Source organism: Tolypothrix tenuis PCC 7101, from assembly GCF_963874875.1.
In the GTDB taxonomy this organism is placed as follows: domain Bacteria; phylum Cyanobacteriota; class Cyanobacteriia; order Cyanobacteriales; family Nostocaceae; genus Aulosira; species Aulosira tenue.
In genome coordinates, this window is the sequence record NZ_CAWNJS010000001.1 from 4,144,161 (window position 1) to 4,162,534 (window position 18,374).

The following is an 18,374-nucleotide window of genomic DNA, read 5'->3' on the forward strand; positions in this document are numbered from 1 at the left end:
CAGGATTTAAACATCAACCTGCCCCCTGCCCCCTTGCCCACCTAAGCGGGAACGACAAACTTTTGGCTACCAGCTAGCCCAAATGCGGCATGAATGACTTGCAAAGCTTTACTGCCTTGTTCTTGGGCGACTACACAGCTAATTTTGATTTCTGAGGTAGCAATCATTTGAATATTGATTTGGTTCTGCGCTAGGGCTTCAAACATTTTCGCGGCGACACCGGGTTGTCCTACCATACCTGAACCAACGATGCTCACTTTAGCGATCGCACTATCCAGAACAACTTCACCCCAGCCATATTCTGCGGCTGCTTGAGAAAGCAACTTCTGGGTTTGTTCCCCATCCATACGGGCGACGGTAAAGGCGATATCTCTTCTGGCAACTCCATCTACTATGCGGCAGCGTTGAGATTGAATAATCATGTCCACGCTGATGTTGTGCTGTGCCAATAATCCAAATAGCTTCGCTGCCATTCCGGGGCGATCGGGGACTTGGCGAATTGCCAGCCGTGCTTGGTTCAAATCTAAAGCCACGCCACGGACGGGGGGAGAATCGGGCAGAGGGGCAGAGGGGCAGAGGGGTAGAGGAGAAACAATGTTTCTGTGATTTGTCTCTACTGTTTCCTCTTCTTCGGCAATTTCAAAGGTGCTGCGGAGTGCGGCGACGGCGCGATCGCATTCTGCGGCGGAAACTACACAGCTCACCTTGACTTCGCTGGTAGAAATCATGTGGATGTTGACACCTGCTGTCGCTAAGGTGGCAAACATCTGGGCGGCTACACCAGGACGGCCAATCATCCCTGCACCGGAAATGCTGACTTTGGCGATATTTTCCTCAATCATCACCTCAGCTTCTTCGCTGTTGTGAGAGTTGCTTCTGAGTGCGGGGGCGATCGCAGATGCGACTGCTTCTGCTCGTTTTAATATGGGTGTTGTTACAGTGAAGGCAATGTCATTAGTATTACCTTCATGGATAGATTGAATAATCAAATCTACATCTACTTGTTGACGGGAAATTTCCCCAAATAGCCGAGCGGCAACGCCTGGTTTATCTGGTACGCGCAACAGAGCTACCCTAGCTTGGTTGGTATCAAATTCTATACCATCAACTGCTTTGGCAATTTCCAAATTCACAAGCGATCGCCCGTGAGGTTGGGGCGATGTTACCCAAGTCCCAGGGTCTTCAGTCCAACTTGATTTCACTACTAAAGGCACACCATAATTCCGGGCAATTTCCACAGCCCGGGGATGTAAGACTTTTGCTCCCAAGCTGGCGAGTTCCAGCATTTCATCACTGGTAATTTCTGCCATCAGTTGAGCTTCGGGAACTAAGCGGGGGTCTGTAGTTAGAATCCCGGGTACGTCGGTATAAATTTCACAGAAATTTGCTTTTAAGGCGGCTGCTAAAGCCACGGCTGAAGTATCAGAACCGCCACGCCCCAAGGTAGTAATTTCTAATTCTTCTGTGCTGGATATCCCTTGAAACCCAGCTACGACAACCACTTTACCTTGATTGAGGTAACGTTCCATGCGCTCGGTTTCAATTCGCAAAATTCGGGCGCGGGTGTGTTCGGCTTCGGTAACAATTCCTACTTGCGCGCCAGTCATAGAAATTGCAGGTTGACCAATTTCCTGCAATGCCATACTTAATAATGCGATCGTTACCTGCTCACCGGTAGAAAGCAGCATATCCATTTCGCGGCGGCTAGGATTATTAGAGATAGCATTGGCTAACTTCACAAGTCCATCGGTGGTTTTCCCCATCGCAGAAACCACCACTACTAGAGAGTTTCCGCGTTGAACAGTCTTGTAAACTCGCTGTGCAACAGCTTGAATACGTTCGACTGAACCAACAGATGTACCACCGTATTTCTGAACTATGAGCGCCATAACTTTTGGGAAATCAATTTTGCTGCTTTGCTTGTATCAACGACACCACCGATTTGGCAAGCCGAGCAAGGCATTACCAGTTATTTAGTTTACAGAAAATTGCGCTGCGTCTCACAACCTCTGTGATATATGTTATGGATTGACCATAATTTTATTAAAAATAGTTTACATTTAACAGTCTGATTGTGATTTATCGACTATGTCCATGAATAACTAAACGAGAATGAGTAATTGAGAATATTTAGACCACAAAGAGCTAGTAGCTCTGTGCGAACCTGATTGAAAAAATGCAGTTAGCATTAGCTTTAGAGCTAAGTGTCACTAAGTTTATCAATCAATCGTCTCAAGTACCTCAGGAATTGACACCACAGAATCTACGTCACATGAGTCGAAAAGCCAACAAAGTATTGAAGCAGTCTGGAGTGATTCCTTATAGAATTCAAGATGGCAAAATCCAAGTCTTGCTGATCACAAGCCGCGATCGCCAAAACTGGGTAATGCCAAAAGGTGATATTCCTGAAGGTATGAGTCCACCAGATTCAGCCGCGAAAGAAGCTTGGGAAGAAGCGGGAATCATCGGACAGGTAAATACTCGTGAAATTGGCACTTATAAATATCGCAAACAAGGTAAAAATTATCGCGTCAAAATGTATTTATTACCAGTGCAAACCCTGAGTGAAGATTATCCCGAAGCTGGGTTTAGAGATAGACAGTGGTTAGATATTCCCCAAGCCATGCGGCGAATTAAAACTACTTCGCTGAGAAGAATTTTACAAGGATTTCTGTTGGCGGAAGTGATGTTTTGAGGGACAAATCAATTCAAAATTCAAAATTCAAAATTCAAAATTAAAGAACTCTTGGGGATTAGGGGTAATTGGGGATTGGGAACAAACAATTCAAAATCCATGCCCAATGCCCAATGCCCCATACTAAATCTGTTGCCGCTTAATCAATTGACTAAACAATCCAGGTTGGGCGGCGAGTTCGTCAAAATTACCTTGTTGTACTAAACGCCCATTTTGCAAAACATAAATGCGATCAGCGTTGCGGATGGTGCTGAGGCGGTGGGCGACAACGATGCGGGTAACGTTTAGTTTCTCTAAGCTTTCGCTAACAATTGCTTGGGTACGATTATCTAGGGCGCTGGTGGCTTCATCAAATAGTAGGATGCGGGGGCGTAAAGCTAAAGCACGGGCAATTAATAACCTTTGTCGCTGTCCTCCGGAAAGGTTTGTACCACCTTCACTAACTACTGTATGCATCCCCATTGGCATGGCGTTGATATCATCAGCTAAACCAGCCATGCGTGAGGCTTCCCAGGCTTCTTCCATTGAAATGACGGCGTTACTGGAAATATTGTCAAAAATGGATGCAGACATTAAGCGGCTGTGTTGCAATACCACACCTAATTGACGGCGCACGGCGTTAATATCTAATCCAGCTAGTTCTTGCCCATCATAATAAATACTACCAGATTCTAGATTTTCAAAACCTAATAACAATCGGAATAAAGTAGATTTTCCACTTCCCGAAGGGCCGACGAAGGCAATAAATTCTCCGGGTTCTGCCCGTAAGCTGACATCATCTAGAGTCAGGGGGCCATCAAGACGATAGCGAAAGATGGCATGGCTAATTTCGACTTTGCCAGATAATCTGCCTGGGTCGGCTTTATTAGTATCGACTTCTGGGGTAGCTTTGAGGATGGGTTGGGCGCGTTCCCAGAGGGGAAGGGCTTCTAAAACATCAACTACGGTGGTACTTAAGCTGGTTGCACCACTAATAAAGGTGCCAAATGCAGCATTAAACGCTAGGAATGTCCCTGTAGAAAAACCACCGCCACTGGCTTGGGACTGTTGCAATAAACTGGTGGCGAAGCCAAAAATAATGGCGGGGGTTAAGGCGGAGAGAAGATTGTTAATGACAACTAAATTATCGTCAATACTCTGAGATTCTAAGGTTAAATGTAGCTGCTCGCGATATTGTTTACCCCAGTAAGCAAATGCTCTTGATTCCGCGCCCACTGTCCGGAATTTGGACACACCGTTGATGATTTGTACCATCATCCCAAAGAGTTTACCCTGCATATTTAACAAGGGGCGGATTTTTCGTAGTGTGAGAATCCCAGTCACAATGGTGACAGTGACATTCACTAAAGCAACCAATACAGCAATCATTGCCAAAGGTGCGCTGTAGTAAAATAGTAAGCCTAAATTTAACAGCGAGAAGACGCTAGAAAATAAAGTTTTGAGTAAAGTATTGCTGAGTTTTTGGCGAATCTGGCTAATTACAGAAACCCGCGCGCTTAAATCACCGATGGAAAACTGGCGGAAAAACGATGCTTGCAGGTTTAATAATCGATCCCAAATTGCCGCTTGGGTGGAAGTATCGGCAAAGGTTTCCAAACGCATCAGCGCTATGCCTTGGGTAAGCTGAAATAGCGTTGCCCCAAAGGTAGTAGCTACTAAACCTAAACCAATTTGGAATAAAAGCGCTCTATCAGCATCGGGAATTGCTTGGTCGATGAGAATTGCTGTAGCTTGGGGTGTCACCATACCCAGGAGTGTAGTTGCAATTCCGGCAAATAATATGGTAAATAGTTCTTTATAATGCCCTTTTGCTGCGAATTGGATCAGAGAGATAACTTTTAAAGTCTCTGGTAGGGGGCGGTAGAAAGTATATGCAGTTGGCGATAAAGTTTGAGCAATTTTGCGATCGCACTTCACCCGTTTCTTTTCTATAGGGTCGATGAGTTCGTAACGAGTCTCGGAGACGGGTAATACTGCAACCGGGCGATTATCTCCCAATGTATAAGCCAACAAAGGGCCGCTATCACGATTCCACCAACCATCCCGCAGAGTAATGCGGCGGATGCGGATACGGGAAGCGCGGGCGATCGCATCTAAGGGATCGCGGACTCTGCGTAAATCTTCCGAGTTTGCTGGGGGACGAATGGTAATATCCAAAACTCTTCCCACCGCCCCAGCCGCAAATAATAGCGCTTCTTCGGGAGTTAGGGCAGTTTTTAACGGAGAAGTCGCAGCTTTTTCACTTTCAAACAGATTCGCAAACTCATTCAGGGTAGTTGCGATCGCTTGATTATTCAGATGCGCCCGTTCTTGGAAGCGAACTAATTCAGCTTGGTTATGTTTTTGTTCGAGTTGCTGGAGTCCCGTTAAAACGTAGCTTTGAATTTGCTGTACGCCATCTATCAAGGTTTGATTATCAGTGATCTCTGCACTCCCTACCGAGTCAATTTCGACAATCTCCCGCACTTGTAACCAAAGTTGAGAATTTAAGGGAATGCGCCCCATCTCCGAATTAAATTCTAAATCCGGGAATCCCAGTAAATTCGCTTGTCCCTGTAATACCTTCACCCAAGCGACAGAATCATGTGATACTTGAAACACTTCATTATCACCCAAAACCGCGCAACCTGGGGTTTTATTGGGTGTAGGGATAGTTCTAGAAGTAATTTCTGCTACAGCCGAACCCAGATGATTTACCCAACGTTCCACCGCTACTGGAAGTTCCGCACCTAAATATTCTGGTGGAACTGGCAAAAGTTCCGCATCACTAAGAGCGATCGCCATGATATGATGCTGCCCATCAGGTGATGTGGGTTTGGCAGAAAACATCGCTTCACCTGCTTTAACGCTAAATAAATAACGTCTTCTACCTTTAGCGATACCGTGCTGAACGTTAATTGCAAATAGTGCTAGAGAACCAGATTTGACCACCCAAACTTTTTCTGGGTTGTTGAGTAATAGGGGGTCATTACTCTTAAATTCATAGGGTTCTTCAAATAAGTCCATCTGATTTTCTTCAGCTAGCATAATTAAATTTATATCAAAATATTTAGGTTTAATTTGAGAAATTACTGGCGTAGGGAGGTAACAGGAAACAGGGAAGAAGCAATAAAAGTTAATGTAATTTTGTTAAACAACAAATATGAGTAAGATATGTGCTGCTTTTTCTTTGCGCCTTTGCGCCTTTGCGTGAGATAAAAAGATAATAAACGAACCGCGAAGACACGAAGTACACAAAGGAAGAAGATAAGAAGTAGGATGCGTTAGCGATAGCGTAACGCATCGTTGCTAAAGCTTTTCTTGGGTTACGGCTTACTGAGATTTTTTCAGCTTTCCAAAACCCCGCCTTCGCTTTTAATTAATTCTAAATACGGCCCTTCAACAGTACCCAATTCATCGTGAGTACCACGTTGCACAACCTTACCGCGATTGAGAACTATAATTTCATCACAATCACGAATTGTACTCAAACGGTGAGCAACAATGATGCAACTACAACCCCGCAATCTTAAATTTTGGTCGATAATTTTTTCCGTTTCTGCATCTAACGCACTTGTCGCTTCATCCATTACCAAAATTGAAGGATTATTCACTAAAGCGCGGGCGATTTCTAACCTTTGTCTTTGTCCACCACTTAAATTCATTGCGCCTTCTAATAAGTCTGCATTGTAACCGCCAGGAAGTGACAAAATAATTTCATGAATTGCGGCATCACGGCAAGCTTGCATCAGGTTACTATCAGGAATAGTGGTGTCCCACAACGTCAGGTTCTCACGCACAGTCCCAGCAAATAACATAATTTCCTGTTCAATTGTGGCGACAGAATTGACTATTACCTCACGGGGAATATCTTTTTTCAGTTCTCCATCAAACAGAATTTCTCCCGCCCAAGGTTGATAAAGTCCAGATACTAACTTCGCTACTGTTGATTTTCCCGAACCGCTACCACCAACTAAAGCTACACGTTGTCCTGGTTTCAGGGAAAAGCTAAAGTTTTCAATTAAAGGTGCGGCGGTGCGGTTGTAGCCAAAGGTGATATTACGCAGTTCTAAATGTCCTTCCAATTTGGGATAAGGAAGCACAGATGCAGAAGATGGTTTGCTGTCTACTTCTGTGGGGTTAAATAAAACATCATCTAACCGATTTAAATTACCTTCGAGTTCTTGTAATTCCCCGCCTAAAGTTACTAGTTGGTTGACTGGTTGCATAAATTGCTGCATCAAGGATTGAAACGCAATCAGCATCCCAATAGTTAGCGCCCCATCCATGACGCGCAATCCCCCCACAGCGAGTAATAACATGGAGGTGATACCAGATAAAAATGATGGTAATGTTCCCAAGCCTTGATTAATGCTGTCCATTTCTTGACGCACATTAATTGACTTGGCGTAATATCCCGCCCAGCGAGTGAAAAAATCGGACTCTAAGCCGGAAGCTTTCAAGGTTTCCATACTTTGCAAACCTGCGATCGCCACCCCGCTAACTTTACCTGATTCTTGCATCATGCGAATATTGGTATCTACCCGCAATCTCCCTACCCACTGCAAGGCTACTAAGTTCACGAAAACAAAGGCCACGCCAATGGAAGTTAGAATGCGATCGTATTGCCACATGACAATACCGTAGAAACACACCATCACCGCCGAAATTACGGTTGTTGCCAGTTTACCGGATAATAAACTGGCTAATCGGTCATTGAGTTGAATCCGGCTGCTAATTTCCCCAGCAAAACGTTGATCGTAAAAGCTGACAGGTAAATGTAGTAAATGCCAAATAAATTTACTTGACATTGACATTGATAATTTAATTTTCATCCGCCGCAATAACTGTAATTGCAAGCGGGTTAATAAGCCAGTAATTAATGCTGTAAATAACATTCCAAATATTAAAGGACGTAACCAATCTTCCCGCCCTTGAATTAATATTTGGTCTACAAACACCTGGGAAAAAGTCGGCATTGCTAACCCAGGAATTACTAGGAAAAAACCAGCTAATACACAATATAGTAAAGAAGCATAAGACCCACGCAACCGGGAAGTTAAAGCTAAAAATAAACTCGGCTTACTTCCTCCCTTTTTAAACTCTGGGCCGCGTTCAAATACTAAAACAACACCTGTAAAAGCTGAACTAAATTCATCTAAAGTAATTCTACGCCTTCCCGTTGCTGGGTCATTGAGGAAAACGTGATTTTTAGTAAACCCTTCAACAACTAAAAAATGATTAAAGTTCCAAAATACAATATAAGGACAGGACATTTGTTGCAGTGCAGCTATGTCTGTCTTAAAACCCTTAGCTTGTAAGCCGTAACTCCTAGCAGCATTGAGGACATTTGAAGCTTTACTTCCATCCCGCGAAATCCCACAAGCTTGGCGTAATTCTGCTAGGGGAACAATGCGCCCATAGTAACCTAAAATAATCCCCAAAGCTGCCGCCCCACATTCTACTGCTTCCATTTGCAGTAAGGTAGGTGTGCGGCGAATGGGTTGAAATTTGGGTTTTATTTGTGATAGCTTTTGCCGAACTTGATCAAACATAAGCGTGATAGATAGCTTTCACCATAGAGAGAATCGCTTCTCAGCCTTCGTTCTTAACTCAATATTTCTCAGGAGGGGTAACTTATGCAGTTTGTGGCAATTTCAGGACTGCTAGGCTGCAAGATACCGCAAAAGTTAGGAGAAGTTTTGCGGTAAATGTGAGTTTTATTACGATTAGCTTTCTTGAATCGCCGATTTATAGATACACCACGGCTATACCAGAGTACGCAGATAATAACCAAGATGAAGATTTAGGGTGTATTATACCGCAGGCTAATGTACCATTTGAGCTAATCGGCATTTAAGTTACATGATCGGGGCGGGTGTTGTACAAATACCTCGTGCCCTCATCCCCTAACCCCTTCTCCCTCAGGGAGAAGGGGAATTGAATCTCTTGCTCCCCTCTCCTGGTGGGAGAGGGGCTGGGGGTGAGGGCGAAATCTTGCAACCAAGCGGGTTTCACGTCAGTTCACCACGTGCTGCCATTTTACGTAATTATCAACCTTAACCTTGATGTATTTACAGTAAACTGGGCTTAATTCTCAGTAAAAATACATTATCTTAAATCTTGGTATTCAAAATCACCAAATTCACGCTATGGCAGACACATCAGATATTAAACTGACAATTACCTTTATTGACCCAGATTTAGACGAAGAAGAAAAAGACCAAGAAGTCGAAAGGCTTCTGAGTCAAATGAAAGAACTTGATGAGGTAGAAGAAGTTAACCGAGTAGCTGAAATCAATGCGCCAGTGGGAAGTAAGTCAATCACAGGCTATGTTGTAGGTCAACTGGTTGCTTTGGTGAAATCGGAAAGTGTCAAGCAAGTTTGGGGTTTTCTTACTGACCGTTTAGGTAACAAACCCATTGAAATAGAACTAGAATTTACCAAAGAAAGCGGTGAAAGCAAGAAAGTCAAAGTCAAAGCCAGCAGTCGCAAAGAATTAGAAGCAGCAGTAAATGCTATACAGGAAATTACAAAGGTGTAGATAGGTAGATGGCAAAGCTAGCATTGCTGATTGGAATTAGTGAGTACCAACCAGGGTTAAATGCTTTACCTGGGGCTGTACAAGATCTGAAAGCAATGCAGCGAGTTTTACAGCACTCAGAAATGGGCGATTTTGCCGATGCTGATATTACAGTGTTGGAAAATCCCCCACGCCAGGTAATGGAAGAAGCTATTGAAACTTTGTTTTCTGGTCGTGAAAAGGATGATTTAGTATTACTGTATTTCTCTGGACACGGGATTAAAGATGAAGCTGGCAGATTATATTTAGCAACTAGCCAAACCCGTAAAAACCACAAAGGCGGACTCATTCAAACTACCGCCACTGCTGCCAGCCTCATACATGGGATGATGGAAAATAGCCGTTCTCGGCGACAAATAATTATTCTTGACTGTTGCTTTAGCGGTGCTTTTGCCGAAGGAATGAAGGCGAAAGACGATAATACTGTAGATATTAAAAACCAACTGGGAGGAGAAGGACGGGCGGTACTTACTTCTTCCACGGCTACTCAGTATTCTTTTGAACAAGAAGGAGCAGACTTATCGGTTTACACCCGCTACATTGTAGAAGGAATTGAGAAAGGTGCAGCTGACACCGATAACGATGGCATGATTTCTGTAGATGAACTGCATGAATATGCCCGTAAAAAAGTGCAGGAAGCAGCGCCGGCAATGAAGCCAGAAATTTACGCTGTAAAAGAAGGTTTTAAAATAAAGTTAGCAAAAGCTCCTGTAGGCGATCCGCAATTGGAGTACCGTAAGGAAGTAGAGCGAAGTGTAAGAGATGGTCAAATTTCGCCTGTGAGTCGTCGCATTCTCAAGCGTAGGCAATTTGAATTGGGTTTGTCAGTTGAGGTAGCAGCCCAAATTGAAAATGAAGTTTTAGAACCTTACCGCAAGTATCAAGACAATCTCAAGGAATATGAAGAAGCGCTAATTGAGGCGATACGGGAAGAAGGTACGCTGAGTCAGCATACATTGAAAGAATTGAAGCGGTTTCAGCAACTTTTGCAACTTAGAGATGAGGATATTGCGGAGATTCAGAAAAGAGTTACCCTACCCCCAACCCCTGCCCACAAGCGAGGAGGGGAGCAAGAAATGCAGGGAAATTTTAATATTGAGGTTGCAAAAAATACTAAGCCTGAACCGCCTAAAAACCAAGATGACCTCAGTTCAGAAAAAGGCGTAGACTATACCAAACTACGCGACTTGCTAGCCGCAGGGAAATGGAAAGAGGCTGATTATGAAACCTATCTTGTAATGTTGCAAGCGGTAGGGCGTAAGGAAAAAGACTGGATTAGGGATGAAGAACTATTAAACTTTCCCTGTACCGACCTCCGCACAATTGACCGCCTATGGGTAAAATATAGCAATGGACGCTTTGGCTTCAGCGTTCAAAAGGAAATTTATTTGAGTGTAGGCGGTAAGCCAGACGGCAAGTTCTACGAAGAAGCCTGGAAGAAATTTGGCGAGCACGTAGGATGGAGAGTGGAAAGTTTCTGGATTAGTTACACAGAAGTTACTTATCATACCTCAGCACCAGACACTATCCCGGTCGCGATATACACAAGTCGGTGGGATGGGGGAACCGGGAGGGGGTTCTCTTGTCTCGCATCAAGACTTGTAAACTGTAACGTCTAAGGTTTTCAGAGATTTATAAAGATTTTTTACAAGCCCCTTATGCAGGGTATAATCAACCTTCTCGTATTCCAATACCTGGCACTGGGGGCTGATAGCAGTTTGCCTGAATAAATATTTCTGCTACCTCATGCACCTCAGTATCTTCAATTACTTTTTGCTTATCCCAAGGTAAGTCGCCAAGATGAATTACCTGGTAGGGGCACGGCATCGATAAGATATTTGTGTAACCGAAAGTCTGTGGATGTTCCCTACGATAGATGTGGTTCAAATATGCGAAAACTGTTGTCAAGTGCGATCGCTCTTAACTCTACATGAAAATGCCCAGGCATAGCCCACCTTTGGCATTGCTAACAAACTTTAGTCCTCAACCTTACAACATTAAGAACAAAACCTTGACCATTAAGAACAAAACCTTGACCATTAAGAACAAAACCTCGACCATTAAGAACAAAACCTTGACCATTAAGAACAAAACCTTGACCATTAAGAACAAAACCTCGACCATTAAGAACAAAACCTCGACCATTAAGGGTTAAAGTTTGAACATTAAGGGTTAATGTTGAAGCGATCGCCTACTCAGGCAGTGTTATTGTAAGAAATATTTGGAATTGACAATTACCAAAACAAATGACTATCACTGTCAATGCTGCTGAAGCAACTACCAAATTTGCTGAACTTCTCAGTCAGGTATTGCTAGGTGAAGAAGTTTTGATTGCTGAACAGGGAGTTCCTGTTGCACGTTTAGTTGCGATCGCAAATACTACTTCTCCTCGCATTCCGGGCTTAGATAAGGGTAAAGTATTTATGGCATCCGACTTTAATGAGCCTTTACCAGACGAAATTTTGAGTGATTTTGAAAATTCTCACTTTATTTAGTAATGAGAGCTTTACTGGATACCCATGCATTTATTTGGTGGGTTACAGATGACTCTCAGTTATCTGTTACTGCTCGTAACGTGATTGCTGATTCAGGTAACAGCCTATTTTTGAGTGTGGTAAGTGCCTGGGAGATTGTCATCAAAAATAAACTAGGTAAACTAGCTTTACCTGAAGCTGTAGAACAGTATATCCCAACTCGTTTGGCTATGAATCGCTTTGAAAGCTTACCCATTCAGATGAGTCATGTTTTGCAAGTAGCCAGCTTACCAAATATCCACCGAGATCCATTTGATCGGATTCTGATTGCCCAAAGCCAAGTAGAGAATTTGCCAATTGTCACAATTGACCAGCAAATTACACAGTATGCTGTTCCAACTATATGGTAATTCAGACCTTACCCTATCTGTTCCAAAATGCGATCGCTCTTAACTCTACATGAAAATCTGTAGACACAGACGCGATGAATCGCGTCTCTACAAGGGTTGAATTTTAATTTAAGCCTGTCCAAGTTTTGAGGATTGGGAGAACAAAGGTAATGGGGGCGCGATTTTCTACTGTAATCCGCACAGAACTGGTGGTTCCAGGGGTGATTTTTTGATCTGGCCCTTTGGATGATGACCAACGATAACCGCTATATGTGGAAGAATCTTGCTCCATTTCTGTAAATACTGCCAGTTGTGGCCCTTGGGAGATAATGCTAGTGACAATATCTGGATTGCCGATTAAACTAGCTGCACCTTGTTGGGTGATGGGGAATGCAGAGACGTTGGCGACTTTTCCTAAGATACCACCTACTTCTTCGCGTTTGACTGTGGAAGGTGTGATTTGCAAAGGCATCCCTGGTTTAATTTTCTTACCTTCACTCACAGGTAAAAAGGCAACGTTAACTAACTTAGCATTTGATTCTTGGGCAGCAATTGTACCAATTCCGGCACCTGCTTCTAATAGTTGTCCGGGTTTAGCGGTAACTTCTAAAACTGTGCCGCTAAAATCACTAACAATTTGAGTGCTGTGCTGTAACTGTAATTCTAATTGAGCAATTAGGCGTTGGGTTTCTTGAATTTCCTTTCTGCGGTTGGTATTGGTATTAATATCTTGTTCTTTTTGGCTAGCTTGACGGCTATCTAAGGCTTTGATTTGCGCTTGCAATTCGTTAACTTGATTGAGATTATTGAGATAGTCCCGTTGGGCGCTGGCTTCTTTTTCATCTAGTTGATTTAACTGCGATTCTGCTTCATTAATTTGGGCTTGGGCACCAATAAATTCTTGACGGGCTTGTAGTACTGTATCTTGAGGCACAGCCCCTTCTTTGAACAGTGTTTGACGGTCTTCCCAGCGTTTTTTCAGTGTGGGTTGTAGTTCCCGTAAGGTATCTAAGCGTTGTTTGAGAGTTTGGCGATCGCGTTTGATTACTTCTAAGCCTTTTTCGCGCAATACTGGAGTTAAGGATTGCACTGTTTGCAAACTTTGCTGTAAAGCTTCTTTTTGGCGCAGTGTGGCGCTTTGTTCTAAACCAGAACGTTCTATTTGGGCATTATTTGCGGTTTGGTCTTGCGATCGCAGTTGTGCAAGTTTCTCGTAAGATAGCTGCAATTGTTTACGTAATTCTGTTTGATCGATTGTGGCGAGAACTTGACCTTTTTTGACTTTATCGCCCACTTGCACATTTAAGGATTGAATCCGTCCAGAGTTCGCAGCTTGAACTGTGACAACCTTGCTGGGATAAACTAATACACCGCGACCTGTAACAATAATGGGGATGCGTCCAAGTATACTCCAAGCAAGACCCGCCGCTACTAAAGAACCCAGCGCCACCAAAGAAAACCAGCGTTTAGGGTTAGTAACCTGAATTAGTTGGTCTAATTGTTCGGGAGAAGCTACTTTTTCTAAAGCTTCTTTGCGGAACATATTATTTTTCTGTGTTTCTTGCTGGGGAACCATTTTATTTATCCTTTGATGATGGGGGGACAAATCAATTCAAAATTCAAAATTCAAAATTCAAAATTACAGAACTCTTGGGGATTGTGAGACAAAGGGAGAAATTCTTTTACCAGTGACTAATGACAAATGACTAATGACAAATAACAACCCTTGCCAGTTATATTTAATTACGCCGACCTACTAAATTACTCAATTCCAATGCGTTTGAGCATCCATTCAAACCGTGCGCCGGCTAGGGCTACCTGTCCCAGAGAATTAGTAGATAGTTCATTGCTGTAAGATTCTTCTAGGGATTGACCGCTGCTGTAGGTTACTCGCCCATATCCGAGGCGTTGTGCGATCGCTTGTTGTTTGTCGGCTAGTAAAATCGCCAAAACTCGGTAAAATCGAGATGCGAAGCCGACATCATGCAGCAGTTTGGCAGATAACCGCCAGCGAGGAATGGTTAATACCCGTGAATCCTCTAATGTCTTGACTGTTACTGCTGATGGTTGCACTTCGATAAACGGAGTCTCACCGAGAATATCACCGCGCCATAAGCGCCCAAATTCCTTTTCAAATACTTGATTTTCACTATCTTCTAAATTAGAAAAAGCTTGTGATAAGGGGTTATACTCTGTTTCTGCGGCATTTAAAGTCACAGAACCATCTAGTAAAATATATAACGCTTCTATAGGTCTACCGCTACGAATTAATACGTAATTTGCGGGAAATTGTTCGACTTTTCCGGCTGTAATTAACCAATCCAAATCGCGATCGTGTAACTCTGCAAACACAATCAACGCTTCTCTGAGTTGCGGTTGGCTTAAAACTACTGTGCTATTTCCCAGTTGATTGATCATTTGCTCTAGGCGATTTGCCAAAAGCACTGCACTAGCACGGTAGAGATGGGCGGCAAAACTCAAGTCTTGCTCTAGTTTAGAAAGGAGGCGAGTTCTGGGAATCGTCAACACTAAAGATTTGCTAGTAGCGCTAACGGTAGTCGCTGGTAAGTAGGTTTCCACAAAGGGAATTTCCCCTACCATCTCCCCATTAGATAACCGCGCAATTTCTCGCCCTGATAAAGTTCCGCCTTCCAATGCTGCAAAAGCACGACCCAAAGGATTTTTATCAGCTTGTGCTAGAGTAACGAGCAACGCACCATCTAGCAGAATATGCAGCGCTTCTAGAGGTTGATCTTGCTGAATCAGAACCGTTCCCGGCTCTAATTCCACTTGCTTACCAGCCGCCAACATCCAATCTATATCTTCATTACTAAGTTCTTTAAGTAACACCTCTGTCATTGAATCTTCTCCACACTCCAGGGATTCCAGGACAATTAGACTTTTAAATGTGATTAATTAATAAAGGGGAGACAAATTTGTCTCCCTCATAGCGTTATCTTCTACCAAAGAGTTTGGAAAACCCTTGGAGAAAGCTCATGGCATCACCAACGGAGCCAAAGCCCAAACCAATCAATTGAAATGCAGAAGAAGAGATAGAAGAAGATTGATAAATGGAATTACCCCCACGCCGACGGGAACCGCGACGAGCAGAGAAGACATTTCTTTGCTCAAAAGTCGCACCTGATATAAAAATATCAATCCCACCCGACACTTGGTCGAGTTCTTCGTCTGTTAATTCAATAGGAGCGTTATTTATATCTTGTTCATTAGACATTGTTTTTTCCTCTGCATCGCTGCTGTAATTACATATCTCTGAAGGGTGAGAACTTATGCAGAAGTTGAGGGACTGGGGACTGGGGACTGGGGACTGGGGACTGGGGACTGGGGATTGGGGATTGGGGACTGGGGACTGGGGAAAAGGGGAAGGGGAAAAGGGGAAATTATTATTACCAATTACCCATTACCTATTACCCAATGCCCAATGCCCCATGCCCAATGCCCACTCCTTAAAGAATGGGATGAACTTAATTTTTATTTTTGACTCAGAACTTAGCACTCTTGTACAGATGCGATTAATCGCGTCTGTTGCAACTCAACACTCGGCACTTATTGCTCACTACTTAGAAGTTTACATCAGTCTTGTGATAGAGCTTATGTAATATCACTCGCGCTTAACAAGACTAAAGATGAATTGTCAAAACTGCTGTGAATCGCTACTAAATAGTTTAAGTAGGCGCGATTAAGGTGAAATATATAAAGTTTTGTATAGGAAAAGCGGAAAGCATAGGGCTAAAGGTTCTTCCCTTTACCCCTTTACCCCTTCCCCTTTACTCCTTTACCCCTTCCCCTTTACCCTCATCGCCCCCCTACTTAACAGCACTGCAAACAAAAGTGAGAAGCATGGAAACTAAACAGCTAGGAAAAACGGGTATCTCCGTGAGTGCGATCGGCTTGGGTGGTATGCCAATGTCGATATCGAATCGCCCTGCTGAATCTGAATCAATCGCAGTTATCCATCGCGCTTTGGATTTGGGTATAACATTCATTGATACGGCTGACTCTTACTGCTTAGATGAAGCAGATAAGCACCACAACGAAAGACTGATTAACAAAGCACTCAGCAGTTATAACGGCGATGTTAGCCAAGTGGTTGTCGCCACCAAGGGCGGATTGATGCGTCCTAATGGGAACTGGATACGCAACGGGAACCCCAAACATTTACGCGAAACTATTCGTGAAAGTTTTCAGGCTTTAGGTGGTAGTAAACCGATAGATGTTTGGCAATATCACGCCCCCGATCCCAAGTACACAATTGCAGAATCCCTCGCACCAGTTAAGGAAGCGGTAGCAGCTGGTTTAATTCGGTTTGTGGGAGTTTCTAATTTTTCTGTGGAACAAATTAAGCAAGCGCGGGATTTAGTTGATGTTGTCTCCGTGCAAAATCAATATAATCCTTGGGAACGACAACCAGAACGCGATGGTGTATTGGAATATTGCGAACAAGAAGGATTAACCTTTTTACCTTGGAGTCCCTTTGGTGGTAGTCGTCGCCATCAAAACTTGCAAGATATTCCTGCGATCGCTAAATTAGCTCAAGCCAAAGGTGTATCAGTTTATTGCATTGTCCTAGCCTGGCTGCGTGCCAAATCCCCCGCAATCCTACCCATCCCCGGCGCTAGCAAAGTTGCCAGCATAGAAGACTCGGTAAGCGCAATCAATGTCAAACTATCAAAAGAAGAAGTTCAAAAAATTGACCAAGAAACGTAGTAATGGGCATAGGGCATGGGGCATGGGGCATTGGTAATTGGTAATTGGTAATTGGTGATAGGGACAAACACCAAACACCAAACACCAAACACCCAACACCAAACACCCATTCCCAATATGTACCTAATTTGGGGTAAAATCAAAAGCCTGCCAATAAATGATGCTTGCTGACAGGAGATGCGCTATGGCCCGGATGTACTATGACGAAGATGCCAATTTAGACCTTTTGGCGGGAAAAACCATTGCAATCATTGGTTACGGTTCCCAAGGTCATGCTCACGCCCTTAATCTTAAAGATAGCGGTTTAGATGTAATTGTAGGGCTATATCCGGGCAGTAAATCAGCTGCCAAGGCGGAAGCGGCTGGATTAACAGTCAAAAATGTCGCGGATGCTGCGAATGCTGCTGACTTTATCATGATTTTGTTGCCTGATGAAGTGCAAAAGTCAGTTTACAAAAACGAAATTGAACCCAATTTACAAGAAGGTAATGTTTTAGCTTTTGCTCACGGCTTTAATATTCACTTTGGGCAAGTTGTACCACCTGCAAATGTAGATGTGGTTATGGTTGCACCTAAAGGGCCAGGACATTTAGTCCGTCGGACTTACGAACAAGGGCAAGGCGTACCAGCGCTGTTTGCTGTTTATCAAGATGCTAGCGGTCGGGCACGCGATCGCGCTATGGCATACGCTAGAGGTATTGGTGGTACTCGTGCTGGTGTTCTGGAAACAACTTTCCGTGAAGAAACCGAAACTGATTTGTTCGGCGAACAAGCAGTATTGTGCGGTGGCTTGAGTGCTTTAATCAAAGCTGGATTTGAAACTTTAGTAGAAGCCGGTTATCAGCCAGAATTGGCTTATTTTGAATGTCTGCACGAAGTCAAATTAATTGTTGACTTAGTTGTAGAAGGTGGTTTAGCCAAAATGCGCGACAGTATTTCCAATACTGCGGAATATGGCGATTACACCCGTGGCCCTCGGGTTGTGAATGAACAAACCAAAGCTGAAATGCGGAAGATTCTCAGCGAAATTCAATCCGGTCAATTTGCCCGGGAATTTGTGTTAGAAAATCAATCTGGCAAACCTGGCTTTACCGCTATGCGTCGTCAAGAAGCCGAACACCGCATTGAAGAAGTGGGCAAAGATTTACGCGCCATGTTTAGCTGGCTGAAAAAAGTCTAATTCCCTCAATTATCAACCGAATAGGTCAACAAGAGGGCAGGAGGCAAGAGGGAAGACTGGGACGGGGCTTGTACCCATGTGCATTGGTGTCAACTTAAGCTTAAAGCTATATAGGGCAGGCGTTGTAAAAATACCTCGCGCCCTCATCCCCTAACCCCTTCTCCCTCAGGGAGAAGGGGAATTAAGCTGTTACGCATTTAAATTGTATATTTCGCACTCAGGTTGTCAAAAGTCCAGAGTCCAGAGTCAAAGGCTAGCTGGGACTTTGGAACGCCAGTTCACTCAACGGAGGGAACCTCCGCACGTGACTGGCTCCTCTTGACCCTTGACAGTCCTAACGCCAGA

At 43.7% G+C, this 18,374-nt stretch carries 14 protein-coding genes; 7 read left to right on the top strand and 7 right to left on the bottom strand.

The features are described 5' to 3' along the window. Positions 1 to 41 precede the first annotated feature (41 nt). Positions 42 to 1,889: an aspartate kinase gene (locus AACU25_RS16910; RefSeq protein WP_096577508.1), complete on the bottom strand. Its 1,848-nt coding sequence runs from the start codon at positions 1,887 to 1,889 to the stop codon at positions 42 to 44. A 383-nt stretch (positions 1,890 to 2,272) separates the two neighbouring features. On the opposite strand from AACU25_RS16910, the gene AACU25_RS16915 reads away from it, so the two are divergent. Then, on the top strand, positions 2,273 to 2,695 hold the full coding sequence (locus tag AACU25_RS16915) for an NUDIX domain-containing protein (protein WP_096583833.1): 423 nt from the start codon (positions 2,273 to 2,275) through the stop codon (positions 2,693 to 2,695). A gap of 123 nt (positions 2,696 to 2,818) precedes the next feature. On the opposite strand, the gene AACU25_RS16920 is transcribed toward AACU25_RS16915, so the two are convergent. Then, entirely contained in the window at positions 2,819 to 5,722 is a 2,904-nt protein-coding gene (locus AACU25_RS16920; RefSeq protein WP_096577510.1) for an NHLP bacteriocin export ABC transporter permease/ATPase subunit, read from the bottom strand. 299 nt (positions 5,723 to 6,021) lie between these two features. Continuing rightward, entirely contained in the window at positions 6,022 to 8,229 is a 2,208-nt protein-coding gene (locus tag AACU25_RS16925; RefSeq protein ID WP_096577512.1) for an NHLP family bacteriocin export ABC transporter peptidase/permease/ATPase subunit, read from the bottom strand. A 597-nt stretch (positions 8,230 to 8,826) separates the two neighbouring features. Here AACU25_RS16925 and AACU25_RS16930 point away from each other — a divergent pair. Together AACU25_RS16930 and AACU25_RS36965 are read left to right on the top strand one after the other, a co-directional pair. Continuing rightward, on the top strand, positions 8,827 to 9,219 hold the full coding sequence (locus tag AACU25_RS16930) for a hypothetical protein (RefSeq protein ID WP_096577514.1): 393 nt from the start codon (positions 8,827 to 8,829) through the stop codon (positions 9,217 to 9,219). 8 nt (positions 9,220 to 9,227) lie between these two features. After that, a complete protein-coding gene (locus AACU25_RS36965) occupies positions 9,228 to 10,877 on the top strand; it encodes a caspase, EACC1-associated type (RefSeq protein ID WP_422641107.1) in 1,650 nt (549 codons plus the stop codon). Between the two features lie 52 nt (positions 10,878 to 10,929). Here AACU25_RS36965 and AACU25_RS16945 read toward each other — a convergent pair whose 3' ends face one another. Then, a complete protein-coding gene (locus tag AACU25_RS16945) occupies positions 10,930 to 11,166 on the bottom strand; it encodes a hypothetical protein (RefSeq protein WP_190445794.1) in 237 nt (78 codons plus the stop codon). A gap of 338 nt (positions 11,167 to 11,504) precedes the next feature. Here AACU25_RS16945 and AACU25_RS16950 point away from each other — a divergent pair, with 338 nt between their 5' ends. Then, the gene (locus tag AACU25_RS16950) at positions 11,505 to 11,753 is read left to right on the top strand and encodes a type II toxin-antitoxin system Phd/YefM family antitoxin (RefSeq protein ID WP_096577516.1); all 249 of its coding nucleotides are present in this window, start codon (positions 11,505 to 11,507) and stop codon (positions 11,751 to 11,753) included. Positions 11,754 to 11,755: 2 nt separating this feature from the next. Next, a complete protein-coding gene (locus AACU25_RS16955) occupies positions 11,756 to 12,142 on the top strand; it encodes a type II toxin-antitoxin system VapC family toxin (protein WP_096577518.1) in 387 nt (128 codons plus the stop codon). 103 nt (positions 12,143 to 12,245) lie between these two features. Here AACU25_RS16955 and AACU25_RS16960 read toward each other — a convergent pair whose 3' ends face one another. The 3 genes from AACU25_RS16960 to AACU25_RS16970 all read right to left on the bottom strand — a co-directional run bounded on the left by AACU25_RS16960 (position 12,246) and on the right by AACU25_RS16970 (position 15,356). Further along, positions 12,246 to 13,697: an NHLP bacteriocin system secretion protein gene (locus AACU25_RS16960; RefSeq protein ID WP_096577520.1), complete on the bottom strand. Its 1,452-nt coding sequence runs from the start codon at positions 13,695 to 13,697 to the stop codon at positions 12,246 to 12,248. 185 nt (positions 13,698 to 13,882) lie between these two features. After that, positions 13,883 to 14,980 carry a cyclic nucleotide-binding domain-containing protein gene (locus tag AACU25_RS16965; protein ID WP_096577522.1) on the bottom strand — a complete coding sequence of 366 codons (1,098 nt, stop codon included), beginning with the start codon at positions 14,978 to 14,980 and terminating at the stop codon, positions 13,883 to 13,885. Between the two features lie 94 nt (positions 14,981 to 15,074). Next, on the bottom strand, positions 15,075 to 15,356 hold the full coding sequence (locus AACU25_RS16970) for a CTB family bacteriocin (protein ID WP_096577524.1): 282 nt from the start codon (positions 15,354 to 15,356) through the stop codon (positions 15,075 to 15,077). Positions 15,357 to 15,982: 626 nt separating this feature from the next. Between AACU25_RS16970 and AACU25_RS16975 the strand changes: the two genes are divergently transcribed. Both AACU25_RS16975 and ilvC read left to right on the top strand, forming a co-directional pair. Further along, positions 15,983 to 16,849, top strand: coding sequence for an aldo/keto reductase (locus AACU25_RS16975; RefSeq protein WP_096577528.1), 867 nt, complete (start codon positions 15,983 to 15,985; stop codon positions 16,847 to 16,849). 184 nt (positions 16,850 to 17,033) lie between these two features. Further along, positions 17,034 to 18,029, top strand: coding sequence for a ketol-acid reductoisomerase (gene ilvC / locus AACU25_RS16980; RefSeq protein WP_096577530.1), 996 nt, complete (start codon positions 17,034 to 17,036; stop codon positions 18,027 to 18,029). Positions 18,030 to 18,374: the final 345 nt, after the last annotated feature.